15 protein-coding genes are annotated in these 15,005 nt (G+C 45.9%); 10 read left to right on the forward strand and 5 right to left on the reverse strand.

The annotated features are described in order from the left end of the window. The first annotated feature begins 4 nt into the window (after positions 1–4). Positions 5–535, forward strand: a complete 531-nt coding sequence (locus DW091_RS07680; protein WP_118517867.1) for an HD domain-containing phosphohydrolase — start codon at positions 5–7, stop codon at positions 533–535. 86 nt (positions 536–621) lie between these two features. Here the strand turns inward: DW091_RS07680 and DW091_RS07685 are convergent, their stop codons facing one another. Genes DW091_RS07685 through DW091_RS07690 form a run of 3 tightly spaced genes read right to left on the reverse strand, consistent with a single transcriptional unit; the run spans position 622 to position 2,812 of the window. After that, on the reverse strand, positions 622–1,539 hold the full coding sequence (locus DW091_RS07685; RefSeq protein WP_096919947.1) for a DMT family transporter: 918 nt from the start codon (positions 1,537–1,539) through the stop codon (positions 622–624). 12 nt (positions 1,540–1,551) lie between these two features. Beyond that, positions 1,552–1,683, reverse strand: coding sequence for a hypothetical protein (locus tag DW091_RS20685; RefSeq protein WP_263422107.1), 132 nt, complete (start codon positions 1,681–1,683; stop codon positions 1,552–1,554). A 13-nt stretch (positions 1,684–1,696) separates the two neighbouring features. Continuing rightward, entirely contained in the window at positions 1,697–2,812 is a 1,116-nt protein-coding gene (locus tag DW091_RS07690) for a uroporphyrinogen decarboxylase family protein (RefSeq protein ID WP_224168764.1), read from the reverse strand. 173 nt (positions 2,813–2,985) lie between these two features. Between DW091_RS07690 and DW091_RS07695 the strand changes: the two genes are divergently transcribed. The 9 genes from DW091_RS07695 to amrS all read left to right on the forward strand — a co-directional run bounded on the left by DW091_RS07695 (position 2,986) and on the right by amrS (position 13,031). Continuing rightward, positions 2,986–3,687: a TetR/AcrR family transcriptional regulator gene (locus DW091_RS07695; protein ID WP_058694726.1), complete on the forward strand. Its 702-nt coding sequence runs from the start codon at positions 2,986–2,988 to the stop codon at positions 3,685–3,687. 62 nt (positions 3,688–3,749) lie between these two features. Further along, on the forward strand, positions 3,750–4,007 hold the full coding sequence (locus DW091_RS07700) for a hypothetical protein (RefSeq protein WP_058694725.1): 258 nt from the start codon (positions 3,750–3,752) through the stop codon (positions 4,005–4,007). A gap of 209 nt (positions 4,008–4,216) precedes the next feature. Then, entirely contained in the window at positions 4,217–5,263 is a 1,047-nt protein-coding gene (gene pdxA / locus DW091_RS07705) for a 4-hydroxythreonine-4-phosphate dehydrogenase PdxA (RefSeq protein ID WP_118517869.1), read from the forward strand. Further along, positions 5,260–6,471, forward strand: a complete 1,212-nt coding sequence (locus tag DW091_RS07710) for a four-carbon acid sugar kinase family protein (RefSeq protein ID WP_118517870.1) — start codon at positions 5,260–5,262, stop codon at positions 6,469–6,471. Before pdxA ends, DW091_RS07710 begins: the two co-directional genes overlap by 4 nt. Further along, positions 6,468–8,255, forward strand: a complete 1,788-nt coding sequence (locus tag DW091_RS07715; protein WP_118517871.1) for a sigma-54-dependent transcriptional regulator — start codon at positions 6,468–6,470, stop codon at positions 8,253–8,255. Before DW091_RS07710 ends, DW091_RS07715 begins: the two co-directional genes overlap by 4 nt. A gap of 151 nt (positions 8,256–8,406) precedes the next feature. After that, entirely contained in the window at positions 8,407–9,663 is a 1,257-nt protein-coding gene (locus tag DW091_RS07720) for a lactate racemase domain-containing protein (protein ID WP_096919942.1), read from the forward strand. Between the two features lie 24 nt (positions 9,664–9,687). Then, a complete protein-coding gene (locus DW091_RS07725) occupies positions 9,688–10,662 on the forward strand; it encodes a cyclase family protein (RefSeq protein WP_058694721.1) in 975 nt (324 codons plus the stop codon). Positions 10,663–10,824: 162 nt separating this feature from the next. Beyond that, positions 10,825–12,210: an AmmeMemoRadiSam system protein A gene (gene amrA, locus DW091_RS07730; protein ID WP_118517873.1), complete on the forward strand. Its 1,386-nt coding sequence runs from the start codon at positions 10,825–10,827 to the stop codon at positions 12,208–12,210. Further along, positions 12,207–13,031: an AmmeMemoRadiSam system radical SAM enzyme gene (gene amrS, locus DW091_RS07735; protein WP_118517874.1), complete on the forward strand. Its 825-nt coding sequence runs from the start codon at positions 12,207–12,209 to the stop codon at positions 13,029–13,031. Before amrA ends, amrS begins: the two co-directional genes overlap by 4 nt. 625 nt (positions 13,032–13,656) lie before the next feature. On the opposite strand, the gene DW091_RS20110 is transcribed toward amrS, so the two are convergent. Next, positions 13,657–13,809 (reverse strand): hypothetical protein, encoded by a 153-nt coding sequence (locus DW091_RS20110; protein WP_158501347.1) that lies wholly within the window; start codon positions 13,807–13,809, stop codon positions 13,657–13,659. Positions 13,810–13,818: 9 nt separating this feature from the next. Beyond that, on the reverse strand, positions 13,819–14,979 hold the full coding sequence (locus DW091_RS07740) for a uroporphyrinogen decarboxylase family protein (RefSeq protein ID WP_058694718.1): 1,161 nt from the start codon (positions 14,977–14,979) through the stop codon (positions 13,819–13,821). Positions 14,980–15,005: the final 26 nt, after the last annotated feature.

Consider the following 15,005-nt stretch of genomic DNA (forward strand, 5'->3'; position numbering starts at 1 on the left):
GAGCATGCAAGCATTGATTAAGACTCAGTTTGGGCGCTGTTCCGAAAGCGTTCGGCAGCATTGCCTGCGAACAGGCAGCTGGATAAGAAAAATAATAAAGGAATTGGGGCGTGAAGAACTGCTTTCAATCTGGCAGTTGGAGGAAATGTCTCCGGTGGATTATCACGACATCGGAAAAGCGGAAACAGAAGATACTCTCGGCCATTGCACAACGGGCGCGCGGTTTTTCAGGAATCTTTATGAAACAAAAACGACCTGCTTTGCAGAACAGATTTTCTGCAGTATCGCTTCGGATCTCTGCCGGTTCCATCACTACCGGTATGACGGTAAAAATAACCCCAAAAGGATAAGCGGACAGGATATACCCATCATTGCCAGAGTCTGTGCGGTTGCCGATGCTTTTGACCAATGGCAGGAGTCGGGCAGACAGCCGGATGAAGCGTACGAAAAGATCTGTAAGGAAAGCGGTACCCTCTATGATCCAGCTGTTGTGCAGGCTCTTGGCGAGGTTATCCAGCGGCAAAGACAATCTTAAAAACAGCATAAAAAAGGACATTTTCCCAGTTGTAGCCGATGGAAAATGCCCTTTTTATATTGGCGTTGTAAAAATCGAATAAAAATCTAAAGCTCTTCAGCCGCTCCGGTTTTATTCAGGATAATAACCGCGGCAATGACGACTGCAATACCAATAATCTGCGGTAATGAAACAACCTGCCCAAAGATAAAATAGCCGAGGATTGAGGCTGTGATGGGCGAGAATGCATTCATCATATTGGTGATGGCAGGATCGACCAGAGAAAAGGACTTTACCCAGACATAGGATGAAAGAATCTGTGTCAGCAGCCCATAGGCAACGATGATCAAAATAAGAAGCAGGACATTCTGGGCGGAACCGATCTGGCCAATGACAGCCCAGGGAGGGCAGACAACCCAGTAGATCAAAGCCGCTCCGAGGTTATAATAAGTGATGACCACATCATTGTCAATCTCATTATTTAAAGCCCATTTGATGATCAGGGCAACAGCGCAGTTAGCCAGCCAGTTTAGCGCCATCCACATTATACCTGAAGGCGCAATGAAAGCATCGGGCGAAAAGACATTTAAAACCAGTGCCAGACCTATAATGGCCAACCCCAGCGAAGCGACCTTGCCCTTGGTTATTTTGTATTTAAAAATAAAGGAAGAGAGAAGCATCAGTATAAAGACATGGGAAAACTCAAGAATGGAAAAGACACCGGTGCTCAGGTAGTTAAGCGCCCGCGCGTAAGAGTAATAGAGCACCGCGTTGGCAATTCCGCCGCCCACCAGGACGATGAGTATGCGTTTCCATCCAATATTAAAAGCCTTTGGATTTTTGATCAGGATTTTTATCCCATAAAACAGGATAACGATCATTGGCCCCATAGATGAGACGGCCACATCGCTTAGCCCAAGATTTTGGAGCAATGCGATGAAAACGCCGAGGGTTCCCCATAAAACGCCGGCAATCCCGCCGTAGATAATCCCTTTTGTAAAATTACTTTTGTTTACTTCGTTCATTTTATACTCCCCCTACATGATTAAGCTTAGAATAAAGGTTTCGAATTCTTTTTCCGTTTCGGTCATACAATCGCGGATCAGCGCCCGATATTTTTCATCGTACTCGCTGGCCAGATCTTCAATTTTTTCTATTTCTTTAAGCATAAGATTTATCTCCTTAATATTTTCCGTATTCATTGACAAAATCAATCACTGCTTTCATTTTTTCAGGCGGCGCGTCCTTAAAGCTGAAGGCTGGCTTATTAAAACCAAAGTAAAACCGTTTGCTTTCCATGCCAATATCCATGAGCTCACGGGCTTTATCCAGGCATTCCTCTGTGGAATAATTCGTCAGATAATCCAGAGGATAGGAGCAGCAGACCATGTTTTTAGAGCCGAGAATATCCAGTGCCTTTTTAAAATTCTGATGCTCCACAGCTAAAATAACCTTTCCCTCAGGCAGTTCGGAATAATAGTCAAAATAGCGGCCGTCTGTGTAATCGCCCTGGAACTGTAAATAGATGGTGTGCCCCTTTGCGGCCAGCGCGTCACAAACCTTTTTAAAAGTAGGCCAGAAAAATTTCTCGAAATGTTTGGGGCTGATCATTGGCGGCAAGTGAACCCAGGAGCAGGCACAGGAAATCCCATCGGCATCAGCTGGCAGAGTATTTTCCACATAGTCGATCATCACCGGCGTAAGCGCTTCGCAGGCGGCCTCCAATTCTCGCTTTTTCCGTCGGAGATCCATGGAAATCTGAGTGATCCCGCGCAGATGGTCGCCCAGCAGGTCAAAGGGGGCATAAAACATGGTGCCATAGTAAATCGGAACGCCCTTAGCGTAAGTAAGATCATATAGCTTATTATAAAAATCGGCAACCTGACTTTTTTCAAACAGCAGAGCCTTGGAAATGGCTGTAATATCCTTGACGCTGTCTTTTCCAAGCGCGCTGTACATGCCGGGAAGCACCTTGTCAACGATGCAGCGCAGCGGGTCTTCGATCAGCGCTTGATAATCATCCTCACTCAAGCTCATGACCTCAGGGTGCTGCATGGTCCCGGTCCTTCTGTTTTGAATCCACGTTTTGCTGCCCAAAATTTCGCTGCGCTGAGGTGGCAACCATCCCATCCCCAGATTGGCATCCATTTCAAAAGTGCTTAAAATTTTTTCATAAGCTTCGATGATTTTCTCATAATTCCACGTCGCTTCCAGAAAATCAATGCCTGCAAGCTCACAGGCATAGCTGATTTCAAAATCCAGTATCACTGGCACATGATCGGCAGGTTCTCCTGCCATTGTGTTTTTTATACACGCAATTCTTTCTTCCATCTCAAAATTTCCCTCCATGAATTGTATGAATACAATATTGTATGATTGCAATATATAGTATGTGTACAAATTTGTCAAGTCTTTTTTAAATTCTTCTTTTTTTTACTAAAAATCATGCTATAATGAACATGAGGTGAATTATGGCAAACTATAAAAATGGAACAGAGACAAAGGCTTCGCTGTATAACAGCGCGAAAAAGCTTTTTTACTTAAAAGGCTATGGTGCGACAACCATTAAGGATATTATTACTGACGCCGAATCAAAATTAGGTTTGTTCACTTATTATTTTGAGAGCAAGGAATCTGTGGCGATCAGTATTTTTAAGGATTTTGTCAATGATATTGCTTTAGTGCTGGAGGAGCCTCTAAAGGAATACACGGCAAAAAATGATTATCTGCTGGTGGACATGATTGAGTACCGCGCTTATTTTGAGTGTATAAACGCCAATGAGCAGATAAGAAGGTTTTATAAGGATATTTCGATTCTTGAAAGCTTTGCACAGATGACCATTGAGCTAAAAGATTATTTTATACAGAAACGCTTCGAGAATGGACTGAAGTTTGAGACTAGCGCGATGATTAAGGATAAGACTTACTTTGACGCCATCGCTTCTCTGACGTCTGGCATGGAGATTCAGTTTTTCAGAGATATTCTTGGGAAAAAGATCGATATCGCCTATGGCGACGCGATCGATATTTTTCTGACAGAGTATTACCGCTTCTTAGTGCTGGATAAAAAGCGGATTCAGGATAATCTGCGAAAGTCCAGAAAAGTCGTGGAAACCCTGAAATTTGAAATTGGCGGCTGCTTTAGCATTCAACTGGCAGGTGCTGACGCATAAGGTATGAGTAAAAATTTATCATAAAAGGTCAAGATATAAAAATCAGGAAAGAAGGTTATCATATGATTGTTACTTTTAGAGAAATTGGCGCGCTGAATCAGCTTTTACAGGAAAAACACTTGGATTATAAAATTCATCTGAGCGATGCCTGCGGCTCCCAGAGCATGTGGATTGAAAGCCTGAACAATGCTGGTGATCCCAAGGCGAACAAAGCCCTGTACGAAGTGATTGACGCTTTTTTTGAGAAAATGGGCACAGAGCTGGAATATACCTGGGATAAAAAATCCTTTTGGTTTAAGGACCGGTCTTTAGTATTTTAAAATTTCAGAGGTAATACAGAAACACAAATGCTTGAGTGTGAGAGCATTTGTGTTTTTTTATTGTCTTAAACAGCTTCATTCTCTGGATTGTTTTATTATGAAACATCTGCCAGATTGAAAAAGGATATGGAATCCGATAGTATAAAAACCAGAAAGAATATGGCGGAGATTGTTTGATATTTAAACAGATTTTATAAGGGGGAAGAAAGATGAAGCCTATTTTAGGGATAACAATTGGTGATCCAGCGGGTATCGGGCCGGAGATCACACTGAAAGCAATGGCCTGCCAGGAGATTTGGAAAGTGTGCAGCCCAGTGGCCGTGGGAGATAAGAAGGTACTGGAAAATGCTCTAAAAATCATAAAAATTGAAAAAGAGCTGGTTCCTGTCAAAGAGAAGAGCCTGAGAGAAACCCTTGACCACCTTGGGAAGGACGCGCTTCCATATATTGACATGGAACTTTTTAAAGCTGCTGACTGGCAGTTCGGAAAGGTCGACGCCCGCTGCGGCGATGCGGGATTCCAATTTATAAAAAAGGGTATTATATTGGCAATGGACGGTGTTCTTGACGGTGTTGTAACCGGGCCGATCAACAAGGAGGCGCTGAATCTTGCCGGGCATCATTTTTCAGGACACACTGAAATCTTCGCCCATTATACGGGCACAAAAGCATACCGTATGGTCTTGACAAGTGATAAGCTGCGCGTGATTCATGTGACGACCCATGCGTCGATCCGAAGGGTATGCGATATGATCAAAAAAGACCGGATTTATGACACAATCTGTCTGGCAGATGAGACACTGCGGCTCATGGGGATTGATTCTCCAAGAATAGGTGTAGCAGGCTTTAACCCACACTGCTCGGAGGGCGGTCTTTTTGGCGATGAGGAAGCGCTCGAGATTATCCCGGCCATAGAGGCGGCTGAAAAAGCCGGCATAAAGGCCATCGGGCCGGTTTCACCGGACACTGTTTTTGTAAAAGCCCTCGGCGGGGCTTTTGATATGGTCGTTGCCATGTACCATGACCAGGGACATATTCCGCTTAAGCTCTGTGGTTTTAGAATGGATCCTGAGACTGGTGCATTCACGAGTATGAGCGGCGTAAACTGTACGGTGGGCCTGCCGATCATAAGAACCTCTGTAGACCACGGAACAGCCTTTGAGGTGGCGGGGACCGGAAAAGCAAATGAGGAATCAATGCTTGACGCGCTGCACATGGCAGCGATTATGGCGCGTGGCAGGGAGAAACGGCAATGATCAGGCTTGTGGTGCTGGCGGATGATTTTACCGGAGCGCTTGACACAGGCATACAGTTCGGCAAGCTGGGAATCCGTACGGTTGTGACACAGCAGACCAATGGCCGCATGGCAGCAGGCGGCGACTGTGAGGTGCTGGTCATCAATACAGAATCCAGACATCTGACAGAGAAAAAGGCCGCGCAGAGACTTTATGAAATCTCGAGCAATGTCAAAAAAGCAGGCATTCCTTTTCTTTATAAAAAAATAGACTCGACTCTCAGAGGAAACATCGGGGCGGAGCTGTATGGCTGTATGAAGGGGATGGAAGCAGAGCAGGTGATGCTGGTGCCGGCTTATCCCGAAAATAAAAGGTACACGCGCGCAGGCCTGCAGTATATTGATAAAACGCCGCTCTCAGAAACAACCTTTGCGCAGGATCCTTTTAATCCGGTTATTTCCAGCAGAATTTTAGAGATCGTTCACAGCCAGTGCGCGGTGCCGGTTTATGAGATTCCAGTCACTGGGCTTGAGCGCCTTGATCCAGAAGCGAAGGGGATCTATGTTTTTGACGCAGAAAACCAGAGCGAGATGAAAAAGATTGCCGGCTGTTTAAAAGCGTTCAGGCACCTCAGTATTTTTTCAGGCTGCGCGGGATTCGCGTCATTTCTGCCGTCACTTTTGGAAATGAGGACACAGGCACAGAAAGCTTTGAAGATAGAGCGGCCTTTATTGTTAATGTGCGGCAGTGTCTGTCCGGTTTCGACATGCCAGCTTAAAAAAGCGCGAGCACTGGGAATTCCTCTTTTTAAGCTCTCAGATTATCTTGAACTGAGTGGGAATGGGAGTCAGGGGCTGAATCGGCTGTTGAAAGATATGGAAGGCCAGGCTGGGCATACAATGATCCTGGCGAGCTCGGATATTGAAAGCGGGAGTCCCTTCAGACCTGAGCGCAGCGGGGAAAGAGCGCACGTTGCGGACCGGCTGGGCTATATTACAAAGCACGTGGCCGAAGCGTTTGGCTATAAGGATCTCGCTGTTTTTGGCGGGGATACGCTTTTGGCAGTGCTTAATCATCTGAAGCTGAATGATCTGAGGCCAGTTGATGAGATTGAGCCGGGGGTGGTATTGTCAGAGACTGGCGATTACCGCGTCATATCAAAGGCCGGCGGACTGGGGAGAGAGGATGTGGTTGAGAGAATGTTAGCCCATACAGGAGCAGTTTTATGAAAATACTTGGAATTATGCCTTACAAAGGCCTGATGAAAACAGTGGCAGAAGTCCTCGAGCAGGAGCCGGACATTTCGGCCGATCTTTTTGTCGGCGACATGTATGAGGGCCTGAAAATTTTTAAAGAGCATCATCAGGATGACACTTATGATTTTGTGCTTTCCCGGGGCCGCACCGCCGGGCTGATCGAGGAGGCGACTCATATCCCGGTTATTTATATTGATATTTCCGGTTACGATATGGTGCGCCTGATCCGCCTGCTTCAGACCTATACGGGTAAAACGGCGGTGGTGGGCTTTTCTGCCATCATCAAAAGTATTTATGTGCTGTGTGATTTGCTTCAGTATGAGATTGACTGTTTTGAGATCAACAGCGAAAACGAGCTTTTTCCCATGCTTTCAAACCTGCAGAGCCAGGGATATAATTTTGTCGCTGGCGATGTGATCACCGCAAAGGCAGCGGACAGTATCGGCCTGAACCATGCCATGATCACCTCCGGCAGAGAAAGTGTTTCTAAAGCGCTGGAGCAGGCAAAGAAAATGTACGGCCAGCTTTCCTATCTCAGGGAAGAGCGCAATTTTTATAAAAAGCTCATCGCCAATGAGGCAGTCCGTATCGACGTGTTTGATGAGGAGGGGAATATCTTTTTTACCAATGACAATGCGGAGATGTTTGACGGAATCAAAGCCCATTCTGACATTCAGCGCTATAAAGATCAGATTGACCTGAAAGGACATGTCGTTTTTAATCTGACAATGAATGATGAGCTGTGGCATGTCGAGGGATCTTTGATAGAAGGGAAGGTAAAACGCTATTTCTTATATGGAAAACGTTACCTGAGCCAGCGGCTTAAGGAAAAGAATATCATCAAGCTAGATAATGATTTTGGCAAAAATACAATGATCCTGTCGCGGTTTGAGAGCAGCAATGCTTTGATGAAAAGGGCCATACAGACAGCGCAGGCAAATTGCGAAAACTATAAGCCAATTTTAATTTATGGCGAGCAGGGCACCGGGCGTGAGGATTTCGCGTTGTCCATTCATCGGGAAAAACAGCAAAAAAATAAAGAATTTATCCAGGTAAACTGTATGGCTCTGAACTGCAGTGAGAGTGATGAGGTGTTTGACACACTGTTTTCACTCATTGATAATAAGAAATCCAAAATTATTTTTTTTAATGACATCGACCACATGAATCTGTCAGTACAGCTTCTTCTGCTGTCTTTTTTGCACCAGGCTTCTTCGATTAAGAGGCTGAAACTTCTGGCGTCCTCAGAAATATCTCTTGAGGAGATGATCCGGAAGGGCATTCTCCATTCCGAAATGTACACTTTCTTCAGCGGTATTCAGATATTTTTGCCGCCATTGCGAAACCGAAAGGAAGATATCCGAAATCTCAGCAGTCTTTTTATTACACAGTTTAACAGCGAATACGGCAAAGAGATTGTCGGGTTTCAGGAGGAAGCCTACAGCCTTTTAGAGACGCTTCCGTGGCATTTTAATATCAAGGAACTGCGAAATCTTGTCAAGGAGCTGGTTTTAGAGTCCAACACCCTTTATATTTCAAAAGACAGACTGGGCTATCTTTTGAAAAATCAAAACCGCTATCCTGAGGAAAAGAAAGAGACAGATACAGGATTAAATCTTGATCAGCCTTTGGAAAGTATTGAACGGGACATCATTACGGTTCTGCTGCAAAGGGAAAATCATAACCAGTCAAAGGTAGCGAAAATGCTGGGAATCAGCAGAAGCACACTCTGGCGAAAACTGAAAAATGATTTATAATAAAACACTTTTGGCCTTTTACTTTCTTGAAGTCCCTAAATCATGGTGATAGAATACGTGTGACCTAAAGTAAGGAGAGCAGAGAACCAAATGTGTTCTGAAATGAAACATCTTCTCCTGAAAACAACGTATAGGCAAAGGAGGGGATGCGTTGATTGAATTTGGACCGTCATTAATACCAGTATTGTACCGCGTTCGGCAAAAGTGGAAGACTGATTTTTTAGAGAATCCTGAGGAGACAGTTATCCGTGAGATGAGCCTCTATAAGGAGCGTATCAGGCCAGGCAGCCGGATCGGCATCGCGGCAGGGAGCCGTGGAATTTATCATTACAGCCGGATTATAAAAGCAGTAGTAGATTTTGTAAAGGAAAGCAAGGCGGAGCCTTTTATCATTCCGGCAATGGGAAGTCATGGCGGCGCGACGGCAGAAGGCCAGCTGGAAGTTCTAGAAGGCTATGGTATTACTCCGGAGAGCATGGGAGTGCCCTTTCTGTCCTCAATGGAAACGAATACGATCGGTTATACAAAAGAGGGCGTACCGGTTCATTTTGATAAGAATGCCTGCTCGATGGATGGCATCATCATGGTCAACCGGATTAAGCCCCACACAGATTTTCATGGCGAAATTGAGAGCGGCATTATGAAACAGATGGCCATCGGGCTTGGAAAACAGCGCGGCGCTTCCACGATCCACCGCCGGGGGATCTATGGCCTGAGTGTGCTCATGCCAGAATCTGCCAGGGTCATTTTGGATAAGATGCCCATATTGATGGGGGTCGCCATTTTAGAAAACCAGCAGGACCGGACAGCCAAAATTGAGGTACTGCCTGCGGAGCGTATTGAAGCACGTGAGCGTGAGCTTTTAAAGGAAGCCAAAGCGCTTCTGCCGGCCCTTCCATGCGACAAGCTGGACGTGCTGGTTTTGCAGGAAATGGGTAAAAATATCAGTGGGACAGGGATTGATCCCAACATTGTCGGCCGCTACCTTATTCGGAATATGCCGGATCAGCTTCCAGATATTTACCGTATTGTCTGTCTTGATCTGACCGAAGAAAGCCACCGTAATGCCATCGGTGTAGGAATCGCGGATTTGATTACCCGCAGAATGTATGAAAAAATTAATTTTGAGCCTACCTATGTCAACACAATGACTTCAGGATTTTTAGAGCGTGGGTTTATGCCTGTTGTCGCAGAGAGCGACAGAGAGGCGATTGAAACCGCATTGAACTGCTGCAACCGGTATGTCACAGCCGAAAATGCCAGAATGGTCATGGCTAAAAATACATTGGAGCTGCAGGAGCTTATCGTTTCAGAAGCACTCTTGCCAGAGCTTGAGGGCAAGGTAGAGATCATGGAAAAAGTGCAGCTTAACTGGGATAAACAGGGGTATATGAAAAATTTATTTTAAACAGAGATAGAGGAGAGAAGTAAAATGAAAGATTACTATGATAACAGCTGGATGGAAAATAACCGTTGGGGTGAATGGGGCGAAGAAGATGAAGTCGGCGTCATGAACGATCTGACACCGGAGCTTATTCTGAAGGCGGTTCAGTATATTAAAAAGGGAAAAATATATGATTTGGAAACAGAGCGTTTTAAGGGTATGCCTGTCTGGGCAGGGCACTGCGGCTTTGATATTTTGGCTTATGCCTCACCGTCTGGCCGTAAAAATATGAAGGGCAGCGGGCTGAGCCCAGAGTTCAACTGGTCGGAGGACGGAGGAATGCTGGACAGCAGCAAGGACGCTTATAAAATGGGGCTCAATACGGAAATGCTCATTGCGCCGCTCCATGCAGGAACTCACATCGATGCATTGTGCCACTGGACAACCGGCGATGACAACCACTGGTATAATGGCTACTCCGCCGACCGTTACAGCACCAACTACGGCCCGGTTAAATGCGATATTGCAAAAATTCCGCCAATGGTTATGCGCGGCGTGCTTTTGGACATTGCCGGCTATAAAGGGGTCGACCGTCTTGATCCCAACTATATTATTACTGCTGAGGACTGCGACGGCTGCGCGAAATGGGAAGGTGTTGAGCTGAAAAAAGGCGACGCCGTAATGCTGAGAACCGGTGAAAATTGGCCAGGACCTGAAGCCTGCTGTGATGCCGGTCTGGGTATTTCTGCTGCCAGATATCTGGTAGAAGGCAACGGCGCTTTTTTGGTCGGCGATGATATGGCGTGTATTGACGGCTTTAACGCAGACGGCTCATCCTCTGTGCCAGAGCACCCACAGCCAGTGCACCATTATCTGCTGATTCAGCAGGCTGTTCATATTATCGAATATTTGCAGCTGGATCAGCTGGCAAAGGATAAATGCTATGAATTTTGCTTTATCTGCCTGCCCGCAAAGGTTAAATGCGCGACAGGAATGTATGTAAGGCCTATTGCGATGGTCTAGAAGCTTTTAAAAGATTATAAATGTTCACCTCGAAGGGTACAGCTCACAAAAAAGCTGTGCCCTTTATTGCTGTTTGGTAATTAAAGTTTAAAGAAATTGTTAAAACTTAAGGAGATTTTTTTATTGCTGTGATATATTAAAAAGAAAAAAGAGGTGTTTAAGATGTCTGTGGTTGGTACTTTTATTGTGCCGCATCCCCCTATTATTTTGCCGGAAGTGGGGCGCGGTGAGGAGAAAAAAATTGAAAAAACAGCCCGGGCGTACAGGGCTGTGGCCAAACGTATTGCAGAGCTAAAGCCGGATACCATTGTGATTACCTCTCCGCATTCGGTTATGTATGCCGATTATTTCCATATTTCACCGGGAAGTGGGGCAGAGGGCGATCTGCGTGCTTTTGGCGTCAGCGGTGTTTTGGTAAAAGCTTCCTATGACGAAGTGCTTGCCAAGGCCGTTGGTATTCAGGCCGAGGAGGACGGTATCCCCGCCGGGACACTCGGCGAAAAGGATCCAGCGCTGGACCACGGCACGCTGATTCCGCTTTGGTTTCTGGCGCCCTTTAAGCTTTCCTCCGAGGTGGTGCGCATCGGCCTGTCCGGCCTGCCCATGATCGATCATTACCGTCTGGGTGAAAGCATCGCAAAGGCGGCTGACAAGCTGGACCGCCGGATTGTGATTGTTGCCAGCGGCGATTTGTCCCATAAATTAAAGGAGGACGGGCCTTACGGCTTTGCGTCCGAAGGGCCGGTGTTCGATGCCGATGTGACAGCAGCCATGAAACGTGCAGATTTTCTGAGATTTTTGACCTACGAGCCCGGCTTTTGTGAAAAGGCGGCTGAATGCGGGCTTGGCTCTTTTGCCATAATGGCTGGCACTCTGGATGGTACGGCGGTAGAACCAGAGCTTTTGTCCTATGAGGGCCCTTTTGGGGTGGGCTATGCGGTGGCGGCCTTTCGCCCGTTGGGCAAGACCACAGAGCGCTATTTTGAAAAACAGTATATAAAGCTGGAGGAGGATCGGTTAAAGGCGTTGAAAAGCCAGGAGGATGAGTATGTCCGTCTGGCGCGCTATGCACTCGAGGCCTATGTCAAGACCGGTGTGCCGGCAAAACTGCCAAAAGAACTGCCAGGAGAGCTGACAAGCCGGCAGGCGGGCGTCTTTGTTTCCCTGAAAAAACATGGAAAGCTCCGTGGCTGTATCGGAACAATCGCTCCGGTAACAGGTAGTGTGGCAGAAGAAATTTTAAGGAACGCTGTCAGTGCAGGGATGTCAGACCCGCGGTTTCCACAGGTTAAGGTCTCTGAGCTGGAAGCGCTTGTCTACAGCGTGGATGTGCTGAGTACGCCGGAGGCCATCGGCTCGGCCAATGCGCTGGATAGCCGCCGTTATGGCGTGATCGTCACAAAGGGCCACAAGCGGGGATTGCTTTTGCCAAACCTTGATGGCGTTGACAGTGTGGAGCAGCAGATCGCCATCGCGAAACAAAAAGCCGGAATCGCAGCCGATGAAGCCTGTGAGCTGCAGCGGTTTGAGGTGGTGCGTCATTCATGAAACTGACCTGTGATTTATGCCCGCACCACTGCGTTATTGAGGAAGGCCGGACAGGCTTTTGCCAGGCCAGGGGCAATAACGGCGAGCGCATTGTCTGTGAAAATTATGGCAGGCTTACCTCAGCCGCCATGGACCCCATTGAAAAGAAGCCCCTGAACCGTTTTTTTAAAGGAACCTCAATTCTTTCAGTGGGCAGCTATGGCTGTAACCTCCGCTGTTCATTTTGCCAGAACAGCTCGATTTCCATGAGCGGACGGGATACACGGACGATCCATGTCACGCCGGAAATGCTGGCGAATAAGGCGGAAAGCCTGAAAGAAGCAGGAAACATCGGCATTGCCTATACCTACAATGAGCCGCTGGTAGGTTATGAGTTTGTGCGGGACTGCGCAGTGCTGATCCGTGAAAGAGGCATGAAAAATGTGGTGGTGACCAATGGAAATATTGCTTCAAACTATTTTGAAACGCTTTTGCCGCTGATTGACGCTATGAATATTGATTTAAAGGCTTTTAATGAATCCTTTTATGAGGTAGTGAGCGGTGATTTTAAAACAGTTAAGACAAATATCCTTCTGGCGGCAGAGCACTGCCATGTTGAGGTAACAACCCTGATCATTCCCGGAGAAAATGACAGTGATGAGGAAATGGACGCGTTGGCAGAGTGGCTGGCCGGCATCAATCCTGAGATCCCGCTGCATGTATCACGCTTTTTTCCAAGTTATCAGATGCTTGACAGAGGGCCGACCGAGATCGAGACAGTTCACCGGCTGGCCGAGATCGCAAGGAACCATCTGGAATATGTTTACACAGGCAATTGCTAAGCTTAAGGGAAGAGCAAAAAGTAAAAAACTGCCGCATTATCTGGAAACGATAAACAGATTTGTACCGATGATGGACCGAGAAAAATAGAGAATTATGAAACAGCAGAAACATAATTTTTTAAAAAGAATAATTTATAAGCGTATTTAAAAAATATTTTTCTTATAAGCATAAATTTACCCTTGACATGATTTTTGACAGAAATAAATATCTAAAAAAGAAACTTAATAGATTCTTAAATAATGTTACGTTGAAAAATATGTTTAAAATTTAGAGAATTAATAAAAAAATATTGCAAAGCCAGTGTTACAGGGACTGTAAACGCATTATCAAGAAGAAAACAGCAGTCGCCTTTTTATGCATCTTTGTAAAAATTTGTAACAAACTGTAAATAAATGAAAATGTTGCTTGACCAAAAGCGGATTAGTGTGTAAACTAGAATCAGTTAATAAAGCAAATAAATAACGGTGCTTTGAGAAAGGAGAGATTTTATTATGATGTTCTATAGTTTTATCGCTGCTGATTTAGCCGCAAAAGCACTTGCAAAATGTGATGATTAAGAAGCAATTTTATTTAGATAATCAATAAGAGCCAGGATATCTCTCGATGAGAATCCTGGCTTTTTGTTTATGAAATCAAATAGTTCGCAAAAGAGAAGAACATTTCCTCGAGTGACTGCATTGGTTCAGCCGCAAATTCGACTGCTTCCGGCGGAATATCGTATTTTTCCATGGTTTCCTTTAGGTCTGTGTAGTATTCAGATTTGAAATCTTCCATCATAACGCCTCCTTAATATTTTCCATATTCTTTTACAAAGTTCAGGACTGCCTTTAAATTTTCGGGGTTAATATCCCGGGCTTTGAGCAGATTTTTGTCAAGGGCAAAGATATACTGTCCGCCTGGAGCCAGAATGTCGATCAATTCTTTTGCCTTGTCAATACATTGCTGTTCGGTTCCTGTTTTTAAGAGAGTGAGCGGGTACAGGCCAGAGATAACATGGCGTTTTCCCACCTTTTCAGCGATCAGCTTAGGATCACCGAACTCAAAGCTCATGTGTGTCAGCGGCGGCAGCTCGTTAAGATAATCGAGATAGCGCATCCAGTCATGCTCAACAAACAGGTTTGCACCGATACCTCTTGCGTCCAGTGCCTCAACATAGGCCTTAAATGTTGGCCAGTAAAAGCGCTTAAAGTCTTTTTCACGCATGTATGGCGCCATGTGAAGCGGAATAAAGGTACGCACATAGCGGTTGGCGTTTGGCCCGGAGCCGGCCTTGATGGCGACAGGAAGCAGCGCGTTGCAGGCGGCCTCTACTTTTTCCGGACGGCGGCGCATATCTGTGCTGATGCCTGAGAAAGAGCGCAACTGGTCAGAGAGAATGTCGAGCGGGGTACAGGAGGCAGCAGGGGCCATAGAATAGACAGACTTGTCATACTTTTCGGCGATTTTGCCAAAGCCCTGCTGCATGACACCCATAGAGGTGAAGAAGGTATAGAACGCCTTGGACAAAGCCTTCTGGCCCTCAAAGCCCGGTTTTGCCAGAGCGGGATACAGTCTGGGCAGCACCTTGTCCCAAAGCGTTTTGATGGGGTCGGCGATAAAATCGTCATACTCATCATCTTTTAAGCCCTGCACTTCAGGATGCTGGATAAAACCGTCTGTGCCCATCACAAAGTTGATGGCTTCCAGCATTTTGTAAAGATGCGGCATTCTCAAAAACATGCCAAAAACAACATCTGAATCAAAGTCTTTGGTCGCCTGGTCGATGGCGTCCAGATTTTTTACCAGACTGTACTGTTCTTTTCTCAGGTCATAACCGGCATACTCGAGACAGAAAGCGTTATCACCAAAAACAAGACGTGGCACACGCTCAGGAACCTTTCCGTCAAAGACATCTTCAAAAAGCTTGTTTTTTTCCAGTACTCCAGCAGATAATTGATTTTCACTCATATGGAAAAACCCTCCTAAGTTATTTA

Origin of the sequence: Eubacterium sp. AM05-23, from assembly GCF_003477535.1 — a bacterium.
GTDB lineage: Bacteria > Bacillota > Clostridia > Eubacteriales > Eubacteriaceae > Eubacterium > Eubacterium maltosivorans.

Bases quoted from the DNA above. Each gene is read 5' to 3' on its own strand.
- DW091_RS20685 (WP_263422107.1), bottom strand. From the start codon at position 1,683: ATGCTTAAAGAAATAGAAAAAATTGAAGATCTGGCCAGCGAGTACGAT.
- pdxA (WP_118517869.1), top strand. From the start codon at position 4,217: ATGAAGCCTATTTTAGGGATAACAATTGGTGATCCAGCGGGTATCGGG.
- DW091_RS07685 (WP_096919947.1), bottom strand. From the start codon at position 1,539: ATGAACGAAGTAAACAAAAGTAATTTTACAAAAGGGATTATCTACGGC.
- DW091_RS07710 (WP_118517870.1), top strand. From the start codon at position 5,260: ATGATCAGGCTTGTGGTGCTGGCGGATGATTTTACCGGAGCGCTTGAC.
- DW091_RS07715 (WP_118517871.1), top strand. From the start codon at position 6,468: ATGAAAATACTTGGAATTATGCCTTACAAAGGCCTGATGAAAACAGTG.
- DW091_RS07700 (WP_058694725.1), top strand. From the start codon at position 3,750: ATGATTGTTACTTTTAGAGAAATTGGCGCGCTGAATCAGCTTTTACAG.
- DW091_RS20110 (WP_158501347.1), bottom strand. From the start codon at position 13,809: ATGATGGAAGATTTCAAATCTGAATACTACACAGACCTAAAGGAAACC.
- DW091_RS07725 (WP_058694721.1), top strand. From the start codon at position 9,688: ATGAAAGATTACTATGATAACAGCTGGATGGAAAATAACCGTTGGGGT.
- amrA (WP_118517873.1), top strand. From the start codon at position 10,825: ATGTCTGTGGTTGGTACTTTTATTGTGCCGCATCCCCCTATTATTTTG.
- amrS (WP_118517874.1), top strand. From the start codon at position 12,207: ATGAAACTGACCTGTGATTTATGCCCGCACCACTGCGTTATTGAGGAA.
- DW091_RS07740 (WP_058694718.1), bottom strand. From the start codon at position 14,979: ATGAGTGAAAATCAATTATCTGCTGGAGTACTGGAAAAAAACAAGCTT.
- DW091_RS07690 (WP_224168764.1), bottom strand. From the start codon at position 2,812: ATGGCAGGAGAACCTGCCGATCATGTGCCAGTGATACTGGATTTTGAA.
- DW091_RS07680 (WP_118517867.1), top strand. From the start codon at position 5: ATGCAAGCATTGATTAAGACTCAGTTTGGGCGCTGTTCCGAAAGCGTT.
- DW091_RS07695 (WP_058694726.1), top strand. From the start codon at position 2,986: ATGGCAAACTATAAAAATGGAACAGAGACAAAGGCTTCGCTGTATAAC.